Here is a 15,949-nt window from a genome sequence, read left to right as displayed (position 1 = left end):
CCCTACGGGCTGACGGGCTGTCCCCGCTCAGCGGCAGTTGCCGGCGCAGTTCCCCCGCGCGCAGGCCGGGGGTTCCGGGTTCTTCAGCACCCGGCTGTTGACCACGCCGGCGGCGCTCAACAGCTTGGTCACTGGCGCGTCGTCCGGGATCGACGAGTCTTCCGCCAGCGCGCAGGCGGCGCGCAGCTCGCCCCAGGTTTTCGGGCGCAGCGCCATCGGATGCTGGACTTCATACACCTGGCCGTTGGCTTCGCAGCGGTAATCGTAGGTCGGCATGGAATTCCTCTCGCGATTGATGTGTGCATCGGCGATCCACGGCAGCCCGCCTGAACGGCAGGAGCCGGCCGCCGCCATGCCCCTTCGTGCAGGAGCGGGGCGAAGCGGGATTGTACGCCGCAGAGCGCGCCGCGGCCCAGCGAGCTGGCCCGGACATTCCCTCTGCCGCAGGACCGAGGCATCGAGATCCGGCACCCTCGAAGATCGGTTCACCGGCGGAAAACCGCCGGAGCCATGAACGCGCGAATCGGGCAGCTATGCTTGCAGGCCGCGGGCGAGGTCTTCACAGGCGAAGCGGCTCTCTCCCGGCGCCCACCAACCCGGCTAGAGCGAGGTGAGATCATGGCGTCCGTACGATCGATCGCAACGAGTGAGGAATTCGCGCAGGGCTACAACGCGGGCCTGAATCTCGTGGGAACAGCAGACGACGACGAACTGTACGGCTCCGCCGGCCAGGACAAACTCCACGGCGGCGGCGGCGACGACCGTCTTTACGGCGGTACCGATCACGACGAGCTGTACGGCGATGCGGGCGACGACCGCCTGTATGGCGGCTCGGGGCTCGATCTGCTGGTCGGCGGCAGCGGCGCGGACCGGCTGGTGGGCGGCAGCGACGCCGACACCCTGATAGACGGGGACGAAGGCGATGTACTGATCGGCGGCAGCGGTGACGATCACTACCGGATCAGCGGCCCGGTGGAGCTGGTGGAGGGCGAGTCGGGCGGCCGGGACACCATCTATGCCATCGAGCTGGAGCTCCTCAGGCTGCCCGAACATTTCGAAGACATCATCATGCACGACACCCGGGTGGCCTACGGCAACGACGCTGACAATCGCATCACTCCCGAAGACGAATTCGACGCCACCATCACCGACTACAGCCTCTACGGCCTGGGCGGCAACGATCTGTTGTACGGCGCCTCGGGCGACAACCGGCTGGAAGGCGGCAGCGGCAACGACTCGCTCGTGGGCGCCGCCGGCGACGACACCCTGATCGGCGGCGACGGCGACGACCGGCTGGAAGGCGGCAACGACCGGGACCGCCTGAGCGGCGGCGACGGCCAGGACGTGTTCGCCTATGGCTGGAGTGACGAGAGCGGTCCCTCGGCCGACACCCGGGACCGGATCACCGACTTCGAACCGGGAGACGACCGGATCGATCTGCAGCGGGTCGATGCGAACCGGGCGACGCCGGACGACGATGCCTTCGGCGTGCTGCTGGACGCCGACGACGCCTTCAGCGAACCCGGCCAGTTGAGATTCGCCGACGGCGTGCTGTACGGCAACGTGGACGATGATGCCCAGGCGGAGCTCGCCATCGAGCTGACGGGCATCGAGACGCTGCAATGGCAGGACCTCGTGACGTGACAGGACGATGATCGTTTCCGCGCTCCCGCGCGGGAGCGATCGCCCTGCCGGAGCAGCGACGCGCTACGCACGACCGTTGCCGCGGATGCGCGAGTGCGTTCCTGAAAAACTTCTTTGATATCCAGGTAATCGAGTATCGGACCGGTGGCGTTAAACTAGCCGCGGTTTTCGACGATTCATGCGCACGGCGTTGGCACGACGACGCACCGGCCCGTCTTGATCTAACGTGAAAATAGGCATCGGGCCCGACGTGTCACCGGCAACCGTGCGAATAACCAGAAACACCTACCAGAGAAAAAATCATGCTTAAAACGCTACGCCGTGGTTTTCTGATTCTGCTGGCGGCCCTGCCGCTGTTCGCTCAGGCAGATGCAACTCCGCAGGCCCTGATCGAGCAAAAGACCCAGGAGATGATGAAGGATCTCAACTCCCACAAGGCCCAGTACCGCAGCAAGCCGGAAGCGTTGTACGCCTCGATGGACAACATCATCGGCCCCATCGTGGATGCCGAGGGCATGGCCCGCAGCATCATGAACACCTATGCCAAGCAGGCCAGCCCCGAGCAGATGGCCCGCTTCAAGGAAAACGTCCGCCACGGCCTGATGCAGTTCTACAGCAACGGCATGCTCGAATTCGATCCCAAGGAGATTAAGGTACTGCCGTCTGCGGCTCCGACCGACGACCGCGCCAGCATTCGTCTGGAAGTCCACGGCGGGAAAGGCGAAACGCACGAAGTGTCGTACACCATGGTGAACAGCAACGGTCAGTGGCTGATGCGCAACCTGGTCATGAGCGGTCTCAACATCGGTAAGATCTACCGCGACCAGTTCGCCCATGCCATGCAGGAAAATGGCGGCAATCTCGACAAGACCATCGACGGCTGGACCGAAATGGCCGCCAGCGCCGATCAGGGCGGCGATAAGGCCAAGTAAGCCCCGCACCGGAAACGATTGCACGTTGCGCGCCGGGGATGTGCGCGCGACGTGACAGCCGATTCCGCCTGCCCCGCCCGGTTTTCGGCGGTGCCAATACGACACCGCCGACCGGGTTCAGCGACCAGCCTTTCGGCCAGCCGCCCTCCCCGCCACAGCGGCAAAGCCCTTCACGCGGACTTCAGCGCCAGCAACGCGAACCCGCAACCGATGCCGGCCAGGGCGATCAGCCAGCCGATCCGATGGGCACGATTCTTCTGTGCCTGACGAACGGGGTCTACCGGTTTCTTCTTTCTCACGACTCCACCTGCCTTCAGATCAAACCCAGCGAATACAGGGCATTCATGGGCCATTCGCCCGCCCTGCGCGACGTGCGCCTTTGTAGGGCGGACCGGCCGACTTGTCTAGCCTATCGGCCGGAATATTCCTCGCGGTTTATCCCGTCCGGGTGGCAGGAATTCGGCTGAGCGCCCGACCATCCGAGCCTTCACCGTTGGAAGACTCGGAACCGGCTTCGGACGGATTCGGGAGCGCGGAAACTGAAACGGACAAGGCGGAATCGGCAGGGATCGGCTGTGCGGCTTTCCAGCCGGCCGGAAGTCAGCCAAGCGGACTTTCGCCAGGACTGTGCGGAACCTCGGAAGTCTCGTCGTCCTCTTCCTCGGCGTCGGCGCCCGAGTCGGGCACGTCGCCGTATTCGTCGTAATCCGGCGGGGTCAGGCCGTCCTTGTGCGGATCGTCAGGGTCGGTCATGTCGGCTTCCTCCTCGCGCTTTGGGTGAGAAGGCCGCTTCAAGGCGGCCCTCAGGGTTTGGAGGACCTTCGCGCCCTATCGTTCTGATACCGCAGCGGCGGATGGGAGGAGCGGTCCTGCCTCCTGCCGGATTCGGGGCGCGAACCAACGCCCTGCGGCATACTGATACGACCCAGAACGACGGAACCCCGAACGTGGACCTGCTATTTCTCGGCACCTCCTCCGGAACCCCCACCAGGGCCCGCAACGTCACCGGGCTGGCGCTGTTGGAGGACACCGGCAGGGGCTGGCATCTGGTGGACTGCGGCGAGGCCACCCAGCATCAGGTGCTGCGCACCCCGCTCTCGCTGCATGAGCTGCGCGCGGTCTTCGTCACCCATGTCCATGGCGACCACTGCTACGGCCTGCCCGGCCTTCTGGCCAGCGCCGGCATGCACGGCAGAAAGGCCCCGCTGCATATCGTCGCCCCGGCCGGCATCGAGGAATGGGTCCGAACGACGCTGCGTCTCACCCGGGTCTGGCTGCCGTTCGAACTGCACTTCCATGCCGCCGAGTCCCTGGGCGAATGGCGGGGCGGGAGTCTGCGCGTCGAGGCCGTCGCCCTCTCCCACCGGGTGCCCTGCTACGGCTACCGTTTCAGCGAGGCGCGCCCGGATCCGCGCCTGAACATCGACAAGCTCGACCGGCACGGCATCCCCCGCGGCCCGCTCTGGGGCCAGCTGATTCGCGGCACCGACGTGCAGTACGAAGGGCGCCTGCTGCGCAGCGACGACTACCTGATCTTCGACCGCCCGCCCCGCCGGGTGGTGGTCGGCGGCGACAACGACCGCCCGGAACTGCTGACCGAGGCCTGCCAAGGCGCCCAGGTGCTGGTCCACGAAGCCACCTATACCCGGGCCGTGGCGAACGACGCCCGGGCCGACTTCGGCCACAGCACCGCCGCCGCGGTCGCCGCCTTCGCCGAGCAGGCCGGCCTCGCCCATCTGGTCCTGACCCACTTCAGCGCCCGCTACCAGGCCGATCCGAAACGCAGCCCGTCCATCGAGGACATCCGCGCCGAAGCCGCGGCTCTGTATCGGGGCCGGCTATTTCTGGCGGAGGATTTCGCGCGCTTTCACCTAGGCCGGGATGGGGAACTGCACAGGGTCGAACCCGACCGCCGAGGCGACGGGCACGCCCCATAAAAAAACCGCCGGCAGCTCCCGACTGCCGGCGGTCTGTCTTTTCTGCTGAGGAATCAGGCGGTGAGCAGTTGCTGCTCGGCGAGGAAATCCTCTTCCAGCAGGCGGTCACGCTCGACCACGTCGCCCAGCTCTTCGCGATTGGCGCCGAGGCGCTTGCTGCGCTGTTTGCCGAGGCGGTGGGCCAGGGCACGGCCCAGCTTCTCCATCGCCCCGTCCAGGGCGTACTCCAGGGATTCGGCCTTGTAGGTCACCGAAACCGGCTGCTGGCCCCTGGCACGGGCCTCGATCTGGCAGCGCTTGTCGTTGGCGCCTGCCTTGTTGCCGTTCTCGTCGTTCAGGTGGACGACAACGCGGGTCAACTCCTCGTCGTAACGCTCGAATTTGCTGGCGACGGTAGCACGGACCCACCCGGCCAGGCGGGCACTGCCATCGATATGGTTATCGCTGTGAACCTGGAGTTGCATACGCCGTTCCTTATTCAACCGATCAGCAATGTCGCCGCGTACTGACGTGCTCGGGCGACGTCTCCAGACTACGCCAACCCGCAGCGTATGGAAGTCCCTGACGCATAAAGAAACATTCTTCGCTGACCTGAATCAGCCACCCGCGACATCGGCCGCGTCGGGGCTGGACGCCAGGTCCGGAGCGGGCCTAGGATGGTTCTTTCGGTCGCCTCCATGGCGCGCCCTCCCCCCGGCCGAAGCCCTCAAGGCGCGCCGAACAATGCCGTCCAGTAGATCCCCGCATCGCTCTTCGGATCGACCGCGTAGGCGGCGCCCAGGTCGCGGAATTGCGGGTTCATCAGGTTGGCGCAGTGGCCAGGGCTGGCCAGCCAGCCGTCGACCACCTTGCGCGTGCTATCCAGCGCGGCGGCGATGTTCTCGCCGACCTGCCCGCCGCTGTAGCCCGCCAGCTCCGCCCGGTCCCCCGGGGTGGTGCCGTCGCTGCCCTTGTGATCGAAGAAGTTGCCGTTGGCCATGGCCCGGCTGTGCGCCTCGGCCGCCGTCGCCAGTTCGGCGTTCCAGGTCAGCGGCGCCGCCGCGGGGAACAGCTGGCCGCCGCACTCGCGGGAATGGGCGCGCACGTCGTTGATCTGCCCGAGCAGCTTGTGCCCCTCCGCCTGCCAGTCGCCCATGCGCCCGGCCAGCAGCGGTCGCGCCAGCACTATGCGCCAGTCCCGCCCGGTGCGGCTGACCCCGACGTCGACGAACTGCGGGTCCAGCAGCACCCGGCAGAAGCTCTCCTGCAGCGCCCGCATGGCCGCCGGTACGTCGCGCGGCCCGGACAGGCTGATCGCCTGGGCGTTGACCATCGGATAGGCGGCGCGGGTCAGCGCCTCCTGCAGGTCGCCGGTGCTGCCGGCGGACTGGATCAGTCGCGGGTCGTCCGACAGCGGCGGCAGCTCCGCGAACGCCTGGCCGGCGCAGCGCTGCACCTGGCCGCGGTAGGCGTTGATCGATTCCACCAACTGCGCCTCTTCGCTCGCCCCGGCAGCGGCGGCGGACAGCAGTCCCAACGACAACGCGGCAAGCCGCGCAACGGGTGAAGCAATGCGCATGAAAAACTCCTTTCTTTCTGACTGCGCACATGATGCGCGATTGCCGGCCTTAGAGCATGTCCCGGCGCCCGAATCGGACGTTTCCGGGGCGAATCCTTGACACAGGGCATCCCCGGCAACGGCTCGACGGGCTGGACGATGGGTGCGGAGATTAGGCGGTCGGCCGACGAGTCGGCGGCGGGAGCGCGGGGGCGTCCCGAAGGATGCTCCCAGCGCCTGAATGCGAGGGAGCCGGTGAATAGGGCCAAGGGCGTTCCCACGCGGAGCGTGGGAACGATCCGATCATCCGCTGACGCGGGTCAGCGATCCTTCTCCTTCCGTTCCCTCACGGTGGCGCGACCGCCCATGCTGGGTTCGCCGGTCGTGGAGGGCCAGTTCTTGGGCGGTAGCCCTTCTCCGCCGCCCTTCTCGTGGGTCGGCTCGCCCTTGTGGCCGCCCTTGGATCCGCTGGTCTTCGACATGACGACACCTCGCTGTTACGGCTGACGGAATGCCCTTCTCAGTCTAGACCTGTCCCCGAAGGGGCAAGACCTCCCTGCGCCTCCCGGCAAGAGGCTCGGATGGAAGAGGGGTTTCGCAAGTCCGCCGCAGGGAGCGGCAAGAGGCAATCCGTTGCCTCCGCCCCGCAGGTCAGGCGAGCTGGGCGTGGCTCGGCAGGCGCTTGCGGGCCGCCAGCGGGTGCTTCGAGAACGGCTTGAGGTTCTCGATGCCGCTGACGACCAGTTTGCCGCCGGCATGCTCGAACTCTTCCTTGAGGTGCTCGATGAACTCCATGAAGGTGTGATCCACCAGATGGGCCGCGGAGAAGTCCAGAGTCACCCGGGTGCCGCGGTCGATCTGGCCGAACAGCTTCTTGAAGCCCAGCAGGTTGGAGAAGACCGCCGCCCCGCTCACCCTGATCCGCTCACCGCCGGCCTCCTTGGCGCGGCTGTAGCGGGCCTTGAACAGGTTGTCCAGCGGGACCCGGTGCACCAGGCTGAGCGCCAGCTTGGTGGCGATGCCGGCGCCGACGCCGATCAGCAGGTCGGTGGACAGCGTCACCAGCACGGTCACGACGAAGATGACCAACTGCTCGACGCCGATGCGGTAGACCTTGAAGAACTCGCGAGGCGAGGCCAGACGGTAGCCCACGGAGATCAGCAGCGCCGCCAAGGCCGCGTTGGGGATCATCTCGATGACCGGGATGAACATCAGCATGGCGACGAACAGGAACAGGCCGTGGAAGAAGTTGCTCCAGCGGCTGCGCGCGCCGAAGGTGACGTTGGCCGAGCTGCGGGCCACCTCGGAGATCATCGGCAGGCCGCCGAGCAGCCCGGACAGCGCGTTGCCGGCGCCAACCGCGACCAGGTCGCGGTTGGCGTCCGAGGCCCGCTTCCAGGGGTCGAGCCCGTCGACGGCCTTGACCGTCAGCAGGGATTCCAGGCTGCCGATGAAGAGGAACATCAGCACGTACTTCCAGAACACCGCGGTGCCGATCAGGGAGAAATCCACGTTCAGGCCGACGTTGGACCAGAAGTTGCCGATGGTCACCATGTCGAACACCGGCTCGGTGTGGCGGAAGTCGAGGATCAGGGCCATGGGGACGGCCACCAGCAGCACCAGCATCGGCACCGGCACCTTCTGCAAACCCGGAATCTTCAAGAGCGGCAGACCGAAGATGATCGCCAGGCTGATGACGCCGACCAGGGCCACGTGGGGATCGGCGTGCATGATCGAGGCGGGAATCCGCTCGAACAGCTGGATCAGGTCGAGGCCCTTGAGGGTGGCCGGATCGATGCCGAGCAGCACGTGGATCTGCTTGGCGAAGATGATCAGGCCGATCGCCGCCAGCATCCCGTGCACCACCGAGTGCGGGAAGAAGTCGCTCAGCGAGCCGAAGCGCAGGAAGCCGAACAGCATCTGCAGCATGGACGCTACCACAATGGCGCCGAGCGCCAGGTGCCAGCCCTGGGCGCCGCCGCCGAACTCGACCACGGCGCCGGCGCAGATGGTGATCAGGCCGGCGGCCGGGCCCTTGATGGTGAGCCGCGAGCCGGCGCACAGGCTGACGAACATGCCGCCGATCATGGCGGTCAGCACGCCCATGGCCGGCGGGAACTCACTGGCCTTGGCGATGCCGAGACTCAGGGGAAGCGCCAGCAGGAATACCAGGAACCCCGATACCACGTCGCTGCGCCAGTTTTGCTTGAGGCCCTTGAGGCCATCTTCGGGAATTGCACTCGCTTTCATTGGGCAATGGCTCCTTCGGTATTGTCATGCACTTTCGAATGCTGGGTATGGATAGCTCTGGTCGAACCGGTAGGAGCGGGCTCGCTCGCGAGGCTGTGCCTGCCACCGCCGATCGCGGACGAATCCGCTCCTCCCCGGGCGAGATCGGAATCGGATCGAATCAGGAAGATTTGTAGGCCACCTCGTAGACGGATTTGGCGTGCGGCCCGAGAAACACCCGTGCATAGATGCGGATGATCGACAGGCCGACCAGGATGAAGCTGAAGCTGGTCAGGAAGGCCAGACCGATCTGCCCTTCCTCGATGTGGGCGAAGATCAGGTCCTCGCCGACGAAGGTGGGGCTGATCGGAAAGCCGGTGGCGCACAGGCAGCACAGCAGGAAGACGAAGGCGATCCGCGGGTGCTGGCGGCAATGGCCGTGGAAGTGGTCGAGGTGGATGTCGCCTTCCAGCTCCTTGAGCCGCCGCAGGCAGAGGAAGCCGACCAGGCCGGCCAGGGCGACGCCGCTCAGGTAGACGTAGCTCTCGGCGAAGTCGAAGCTGGCGTTGAACGAGGTGGCCAGGGCGATCCAGAAGTGCGTCATGATCGCCAGCAGCCAGGTCATCCGGGCGTGCTTGCGCTCGGTGAACGACTTGAGCACCAGGATCGCCGCCATCGTGGAGAAGACCACCGGCAGGGCCTGGACGACCCCGACCGGCAGCGCATCGCGCCGGTAGGCCAGGAACCCCCCCAGCAGATAGACCGGCACGAAGAAGCCGAGGACCCGCCAGAAGCTCAGGAAGTCCAGGCGCCGGCCCAGGCTCTTCATCGGGTTCCACAGCCGGCGGTACATGAAGGCGTCCAGGTCGAACTCCCGCACCGAGAGCATGTAGAGGGAATACATCAGCTTCTTCGGCAGGCGCCATGTGGCCTGGTGCTGGCGCGGCACGAAGTTGTAGAACTGCTCGCGGATCAGGTAGGTCACCACCGACGGCGACACCAGCAGCTGGTAGGTGCGCAGGAAGGCGTTGCCGGCGAAGTGCACCAGGGCCAGGGTGTCGAGGCCGGCGGCGATCTCGATGAAGATCAGGCCGATCTGGGCGATGGAGGCGTAGGCGATCTGGCTCTTGATCGCCGACTGCGAGCGGGCGATCACCGTGGCGACGACGCTGGTGGAGAACCCCAGCAGGCCGATGACGGCGCAGACCCACGGCTCGCCCCGCCACAGCGGCGCGGTGCGCAGCAGCAGGAACACGCCGATGTGCACCGACAGCGAGCCGTAGAAGATCGCGCTCGACGGCGTCGGCCCCTCCATGGCCCGCGGCAGCCAGCTGGAGAACGGCAGTTGGGCCGACTTCGCCGCGGCGGCCAGCAGGATCATCATGGAGATGAACAGGCCGCCGAAGGCGTGCGGCTGCAGATGCTCGAGCACGAAGTCGCGGTTCTGCAGCATGTGGAAGCTGACGTTGGCGTGGAACAGGTGGTGCATCGCCCACATGGCCAGCAGCAGTCCGACGTCGCCGATCCGGTAGATGGAGAACACCTTGACCGCGTTCTTCACCGGCAGGTAGCGGTCGCGGTAGAAGGCGATCAGCAGGAACGAGGTGATCCCCAGCACCTCCCAGCCGGTGAACATGGTCTCCATGTTCCCGGAGAACACCACCATGTTGTAGCCGGCGTAGAAGAACAGCACCGTGCTGAAGAAGCGCTTGTAGCCGGGCTCGCGGTGCATGTAGCGGCGGCTGTAGAGCAGCACCATCAGGGTCAGGAAGGCGCCGACGAACACGTAGGTCGCGGTGATCCGGTCGAACAGGAAGTCGATGTAGAACTCGTAGCTGCCGGTCTGGAAGACGATGAAGTCCTTCAGGTCCAGGGAGGGAAAGCCGTGCCACGCCCAGTAGAAGAGGAACAGCACGAAGCCGAGCAGGTGCGCGCCGACCGTGGCCAGCGCGGTGCGCGTGATGCGCGTCTCGTCCCGTTCCGGGTGGGTCAGGCTGAGCAGAAAACCGATCAGCGGCAGGAAGATGAAGATCTGCAGTACGGAGGCCATGGCGATTCCTAGCTCAGGGCGAGGACAGGCAGGTTGTCCGCCTGGGTTTCGAAGAGTTTCTCGAGGTCCGCGGCGACGCCGATCCGCTCGGTCAGCGGGCGGTACGCCTCGAAGGCGCCGTCGCGGAAGCGGAACAGCTCGTGGCTCTCGGGGCTGACGACGGTCAGGTTGATCCAGTCGTTGGCGAACCACTCCCAGGTGGGCGGATGCTGGCGCAGGGTGTTCAGCACCACCTCGGGGAACTGCTCGACCACGATCATCATCCGCACCGGGTTGTGCACCTCGATCATCTGGCTCGGCAGGCCCGGGCGCAGGTCGCCGTCGTTGCCGTTGGCCACCCCGATCAGGCCCATCACGTTGTGCGGCAGCTTGCTCCCCGCCCCCAGCTTCTGGTTGTCCACGTGGGAGAAGAAGTACTCCAGGTTGATCCCGCCGCAGACCGGCGCCGCAGCGCGCAGGATGCCGAGCAGGAAGGTTCCGTCCGGGTCGACCCGGTAGTCGTAGGAGTTGAGGAACGAGCGCCGGTCGAGGAACAGCTTGCGGCTCAGGAAACGGCGCCCGACGATGCACAGCGCGTTGGTGGCGTGGTTCAGCTCCGGACGCGGCTCGAACAGCGACACGGCGCGCGCCTTGACCGCCTCGTGCACCCGCTCCGGCGACTGCTGGCTGTCGGTCAGCTCGAAGCGGCGCGAGCGCTCCTTGGCGTTGAGCGCCAGGGCCTTGTCGAACACCGCGACGTTGGCCCGGTGGCGGGCCTGGCTGTCGGCATCGAGCGACTCCTCGTCGTAGAAGGCGACCTCGTCGCGGGTGGTGTCGTGCAGCGCGCCGACGAAGCGGGTCGCCGCCGGGATCTCGACGCCCTTGCCGGCGAGGATCTCGCGCACCCGCGGATGGTTGAGCATGAAGCAGATCACCCGCGCGTTCACCGAGCCCGGGCGACCCGAGCAGGCGCCGCAGTCGTAGGCGGCGTAGTGCGGGTTGTTGGTGTTGCTGGCGCCGTGGCCGACCACGTAGACGATGGGCGCGAAATCGCGGATCAGACCGATGCTGCGCAGCAGGCCCTCCGCGCGCTGGGCCATCTCCTCGACGGTGAAGCCGACCTGCAGGCCGTCTTCGCGCTCGTCCGGCGAGCGGTTCTCGATGCTCAGGCTGGAGCCGCGCTCCATGTGCCGGAAGGAGGACGAGCCGAGGGGGCTGGCCGAAGGCTTGAAGATGTTGTCGAAGAGCTTGATGGCCGACCAGAAGCCGAGGGTCTGGGAGATCACCCAGCCGCCCAGCAGGTTGTGCGAGTGCTTGCTGAAGTGCGGCTCGGCGCGACGCCGGTCCTGGCCGCCGGTCTCCTTGATCAGGTACTGCGGCTCGATCGAACCCGGGCAGACCCTGGAAGAGGACTTGGCGTTGGCCGGCTTGAAATAGAACTCCACGCCGAAGAAACCCGGCGTACCGTAGGTTTCGCAGTGCGGATCGAGGCTTTCCAGGTGCCGGCGGAAGGAGCAGATGCGGTCGTCGATGCAGAACAGGCCCTGGAAGCTCTTCGCCGGCGCCGCCGGGCTCTCCGCGGGCTGGCGCTGGACGGCGCTCAGCACCGGGTCGTAGAAGCTCCACTCCAGCGCCTCCTGCCAGATCGCCAGGGCGTCGTGCAGTTCGGTCCGAGGCACTTCGGCCAGGATTTCCCGCGGCTCCCCGGCCAGATCGGCCTCCAGCGGGCTCCAACGCTCGTCGAAATGCTCGTCGAGCGCGTCGATCTCCAGCAGCAGCTCGAAGACGATCAGCTCGCGCAGGGTGATCTTGCGGCTGTCGATCAGGGTGCCGGGCTGCGCCTCGATCACCGTGACGATGCCCGACCAGCCCGGATGGGCGAACTGCTGGTCGAACAGGTAATGCTCGAACAGCGCCTCGTCGCGCACCAGAAGCCTCAGCAGGTCGGCGATGGCGCAGTCGCCGTCGAGCAGCAGGCGCCGTGCCCGCTCGCGGCGGAAGAAGCTGGTGAAGCTGTGGCGCTCCAGCTCGCGCAGGGCGCTCAGGAAGCCCTCGCCGTTGGACGGGAAGGCCCAGATGGAGATGCCCTGGTCGAGGTAGCTGCAGAGGATGCGGAACAGCAGCGGATGCACCAGCGAGTCCAGGTCGACGCGCTGGTTCTTCTTCCAGTGCGCGCGCACCGAGCCGATGCGCGGCAGGGCCGGCGGTGCGAACTCGCCCTCGACGAGCAGGCTCTTCCAGCGCTCGAACTGATCGCCCTTGTGCTGGCGGATGACCCAGTCCAGAACCGCCGGGGTGATCTCCCCCTGCAGATAGAGGCTGCGGTATTTCTCCAGCTTGAGCGAAACGTTGTAGCCGAAGATGCCCGAGGCGTTGCGCAGCGCGTCGTGGAACTTCGAACCCTGGAAGGCGTGCAGGGTGTTGTGGTGCACGAAATCCTTCAGGGGCGCCTGCTTCGGAAGATAATGCTCGAGTTCGTGCAATACGGCAGCCTCGTCGAAACTGCCGAACTGTGCCGGGCCTTCTGATCTAGCGGTCATCGATTCAACTCCGGAGGCCATCGGAACGATGCCAATGACCCGAAGAAAGTTTGAACAAAGCCATGCTCTGCCGGCGGTCATTGGAAATAAGAACTTCCGAATGAGCGCAGACCCAAGACAAGCCATTTGCTACCTGAATCACTTTGACGCTGTTGTCGGCAAACCCGCTCCCAGAAGAACCCTGGAGTCCTTCTGCAATCGCCCGCTAAACAGGAACATTCCCGGCCCTTGCAGCCGAGAAACAAAAGCGGTCATTTACGGCGCCACTTCTGGCGCCATATTCATCGAAAACCGACAACAGGCCCCGAAGCGTGGCGCTATGTATCTTCAACCAGTCGATTCATTTGGAACCCCGCATTCCCGTATTTACTTGTACTTATAAAAGAATTACAGCCAATTGATATTTATGGCTTTTCCACACTACTGCAGTGCTGCGGGTAGCTGGAGGGCGTATCCGATTGCGTACAGGTAATACTACAGCGCAAAAGGAAGTTCAACGTTATTCTCTATAAACATGAACTCCCGACATTATGTCCATAAACCCCCAACACTATCTCCACAAAGCCTTAACATTTGTGAAAAACAGCCTCAACCAGACTTTCCGCGCCACCCATACAAAATCCCAAAAATATATCTACTGGAGTTTGTTTGAATGACGATCCCGGCGACTCATATACCAGACAACAAACGAAAAGCCCGGGAAAAGTATTATCCCTTACTCCATCGATCACTCATCGGACGACGAAAGGTTTGTCGAAATGAAAAAACGTCGCCAACAAACTGACTAATCTTGCTTTCGCCCTGAATCTATAAGCGTATGAAACGAAACGTTATTGGAGGGTGAACAACGGCAACATGAGGAGTTCCGATTTCCGATTTCCGGCTTTCGCTTCGTCGGCGCACCGTTCGTCGGTGCATGGGTACGCCGGCCGAGAGGCTCTCGTGCTGTCCCTCCCCTTCAGCAGAACGTCGCCCTGCCCGCCGACAGATGCGCGGAGGCGCTCAAAAACCGCTTGGGGCGGCTACAATGACAGGCTTTTCCCGTACCGATCATCCAAGCCATGTCATTACCCAAGCACCATCTGGAACTGCTCAGCCCGGCACGGGACGTGTCCATCGCCCGAGAGGCCATCCTGCATGGCGCCGATGCCGTCTATATCGGGGGGCCCAGTTTCGGTGCGCGGCACAACGCCGAGAACAGCGTGGCGGACATCGCCGAGCTGGTGAAATTCGCCCATCTGTTCCATGCCCGGGTGTTCGTCACCCTCAACACCATCCTCCACGACGACGAGCTGGAACCGGCTCGCACGCTGATCCGCGAGCTGTACGACGCCGGCGTCGACGCGCTGATCGTGCAGGACATGGGCATCATGGAGCTGGACATCCCGCCCATCGAGATCCACGCCAGCACCCAGTGCGACATCCGCAGCCTGGACAAGGCGAAGTTTCTCGCCGACGCCGGCTTCTCCCAGCTGGTGCTGGCCCGCGAGCTGAACCTCGCGGAAATCCGCTCCATCAGCGACTCGGTGGACTCGACCATCGAGTTCTTCATCCACGGCGCGCTCTGCGTGGCCTTCTCCGGACAGTGCTACATCTCCCACGCGCAGACCGGGCGCAGCGCCAACCGCGGCGACTGCTCCCAGGCTTGCCGCCTGCCCTACACCCTGAAGGACGACCAGGGCCGGGTGGTGGCCTACGACAAGCACCTGCTGTCGATGAAGGACAACAACCAGAGCGCCAACCTGCGCGCGCTGATCGACGCCGGGGTGCGCTCGTTCAAGATCGAGGGGCGCTACAAGGACGCGAGTTACGTCAAGAACATCACCGCCTACTACCGCCAGCGGCTGGACGAGATCCTCGCCGAGCGCCCGGACCTGGCCCGCGCCTCCAGCGGCCGTACCGAGCACTTCTTCGTCCCCGATCCGGACAAGACCTTCCACCGCGGCAGCACCGACTACTTCGTCAGCGAGCGCAAGATCGACATCGGCGCCTTCGACTCTCCCACCTTCACCGGGCTGCCGGTGGGCGAGGTGCTCAAGGTCGGCAAGCAGGACCTGCTCGTCCAGACCAGCGAGCCGCTGAGCAACGGCGACGGCCTCAACGTGCTGGTCAAGCGCGAGGTGGTGGGCTTCCGCGCCAGCGTGGTCGGACAGCTCGCCCAGTTCGAGGAGGACGGTCAGCCGCGCTGGCAGTATCGCGTGGAGCCCAACGAGATGCCGCCGGCGCTGCGGCAGTTGCGCCCGCATCACCCGCTCAACCGCAACCTGGACCACAACTGGCAGCAGGCGCTGCTCAAGACTTCCGCCGAGCGCCGCATCGGCGTCACCTGGAGGGCCGAGCTGCGCCCGGAGCGGATCGCCCTGACCGCCACCAGCGAGGAAGGCACGAGCGCCTCGGTCAGCCTCGACGGCGCCTTCGGCCCGGCCAACAAGCCGGAACAGGCACTGGAGCAGCTGCGCGATCTGCTCGGCCAGCTCGGCACCACCCTCTACCACGCCGAGAGCGTGGAGATCGACGCCCCGCAGATGCCGTTCGTGCCCAACTCGCAGCTCAAGGCCCTGCGCCGCGAAGCCGTCGAGGCGCTCACCGCCGCCCGCGTCGCCGCCCATCGCCCGGGCCTGCGCAAGCCGGTCAGCTTGCCGCCGCCGGTCTACCCGGAGTCGCACCTGACCTTCCTCGCCAACGTCTACAACGAGAAGGCCCGCGCCTTCTACCGGCGCTACGGCGTGCAGCTGATCGACGCCGCCTACGAGACCCACGAGGAGACCGGCGAGGTGCCGGTGATGATCACCAAGCACTGCCTGCGCTTCTCCTTCAACCTGTGCCCGAAGCAGGCCAAGGGCGTCACCGGCGTGCGCACCAAGGTGGCGCCGATGCAGCTGGTGCACGGCGACGAGGTGCTGACCCTGAAGTTCGACTGCAAGCCGTGCGAGATGCACGTGATCGGCAAGATCAAGGGCCACATCCTCAACCTGCCGCAGCCGGGCAGCCACGACAGCGTCGTCGGCCACATCAGCCCCGAGGATCTGCTCAAGACCATCCGCAACAGGCCACAACACTGAACGCCGGCGGCCTCAGCGCCTTGAGACGAGCGATCGGGA

Annotated in this window: 13 protein-coding genes; 4 read left to right on the top strand and 9 right to left on the bottom strand. The window is 65.4% G+C overall.

Annotation, left to right across the window (positions count from 1 at the left end; translation table 11 throughout):
- Positions 1-27: 27 nt before the first annotated feature.
- Positions 28-276: a zinc ribbon domain-containing protein gene (locus ACFOJE_RS19960; protein WP_377816708.1), complete on the bottom strand. Its 249-nt coding sequence runs from the start codon at positions 274-276 to the stop codon at positions 28-30.
- A gap of 342 nt (positions 277-618) precedes the next feature.
- Here ACFOJE_RS19960 and ACFOJE_RS19955 point away from each other — a divergent pair, with 342 nt between their 5' ends.
- Entirely contained in the window at positions 619-1,644 is a 1,026-nt protein-coding gene (locus tag ACFOJE_RS19955; RefSeq protein WP_377816707.1) for a calcium-binding protein, read from the top strand.
- A gap of 302 nt (positions 1,645-1,946) precedes the next feature.
- Complete coding sequence (locus ACFOJE_RS19950; RefSeq protein WP_377816706.1) at positions 1,947-2,576, top strand: MlaC/ttg2D family ABC transporter substrate-binding protein; 630 nt, start codon at positions 1,947-1,949, stop codon at positions 2,574-2,576.
- Between the two features lie 170 nt (positions 2,577-2,746).
- On the opposite strand, the gene ACFOJE_RS19945 is transcribed toward ACFOJE_RS19950, so the two are convergent.
- Together ACFOJE_RS19945 and ACFOJE_RS19940 are read right to left on the bottom strand one after the other, a co-directional pair.
- A complete protein-coding gene (locus ACFOJE_RS19945; protein ID WP_377816704.1) occupies positions 2,747-2,875 on the bottom strand; it encodes a hypothetical protein in 129 nt (42 codons plus the stop codon).
- Between the two features lie 301 nt (positions 2,876-3,176).
- On the bottom strand, positions 3,177-3,329 hold the full coding sequence (locus tag ACFOJE_RS19940) for a hypothetical protein (RefSeq protein ID WP_377816702.1): 153 nt from the start codon (positions 3,327-3,329) through the stop codon (positions 3,177-3,179).
- A 194-nt stretch (positions 3,330-3,523) separates the two neighbouring features.
- On the opposite strand from ACFOJE_RS19940, the gene ACFOJE_RS19935 reads away from it, so the two are divergent.
- Positions 3,524-4,513: a ribonuclease Z gene (locus ACFOJE_RS19935; RefSeq protein ID WP_377816700.1), complete on the top strand. Its 990-nt coding sequence runs from the start codon at positions 3,524-3,526 to the stop codon at positions 4,511-4,513.
- Between the two features lie 53 nt (positions 4,514-4,566).
- Here ACFOJE_RS19935 and ACFOJE_RS19930 read toward each other — a convergent pair whose 3' ends face one another.
- The 6 genes from ACFOJE_RS19930 to ACFOJE_RS19905 form a co-directional block, all read right to left on the bottom strand.
- On the bottom strand, positions 4,567-4,977 hold the full coding sequence (locus ACFOJE_RS19930; protein ID WP_377816699.1) for an HPF/RaiA family ribosome-associated protein: 411 nt from the start codon (positions 4,975-4,977) through the stop codon (positions 4,567-4,569).
- 242 nt (positions 4,978-5,219) lie between these two features.
- A complete protein-coding gene (locus ACFOJE_RS19925) occupies positions 5,220-6,071 on the bottom strand; it encodes a CAP domain-containing protein (RefSeq protein WP_377816697.1) in 852 nt (283 codons plus the stop codon).
- 299 nt (positions 6,072-6,370) lie between these two features.
- Positions 6,371-6,532, bottom strand: coding sequence for a hypothetical protein (locus tag ACFOJE_RS19920; protein WP_377816695.1), 162 nt, complete (start codon positions 6,530-6,532; stop codon positions 6,371-6,373).
- 169 nt (positions 6,533-6,701) lie between these two features.
- The gene (locus tag ACFOJE_RS19915; protein WP_377816693.1) at positions 6,702-8,300 is read right to left on the bottom strand and encodes a SulP family inorganic anion transporter; all 1,599 of its coding nucleotides are present in this window, start codon (positions 8,298-8,300) and stop codon (positions 6,702-6,704) included.
- 160 nt (positions 8,301-8,460) lie between these two features.
- Positions 8,461-10,329, bottom strand: a complete 1,869-nt coding sequence (locus ACFOJE_RS19910; protein WP_377816691.1) for a proton-conducting transporter transmembrane domain-containing protein — start codon at positions 10,327-10,329, stop codon at positions 8,461-8,463.
- Positions 10,330-10,337: 8 nt separating this feature from the next.
- The gene (locus ACFOJE_RS19905; protein WP_377816690.1) at positions 10,338-12,929 is read right to left on the bottom strand and encodes a YbcC family protein; all 2,592 of its coding nucleotides are present in this window, start codon (positions 12,927-12,929) and stop codon (positions 10,338-10,340) included.
- Between the two features lie 980 nt (positions 12,930-13,909).
- Between ACFOJE_RS19905 and ACFOJE_RS19900 the strand changes: the two genes are divergently transcribed.
- Positions 13,910-15,910 (top strand): peptidase U32 family protein, encoded by a 2,001-nt coding sequence (locus tag ACFOJE_RS19900; RefSeq protein WP_377816688.1) that lies wholly within the window; start codon positions 13,910-13,912, stop codon positions 15,908-15,910.
- Positions 15,911-15,949: the final 39 nt, after the last annotated feature.

The sequence above is a fragment of the Azotobacter bryophylli genome (assembly GCF_042643485.1).
Lineage (GTDB): Bacteria > Pseudomonadota > Gammaproteobacteria > Pseudomonadales > Pseudomonadaceae > Azotobacter > Azotobacter bryophylli.
The sequence above is the reverse complement of the archived record's forward strand: the minus strand, read 5'-3'. Positions and strand labels throughout refer to the sequence as shown.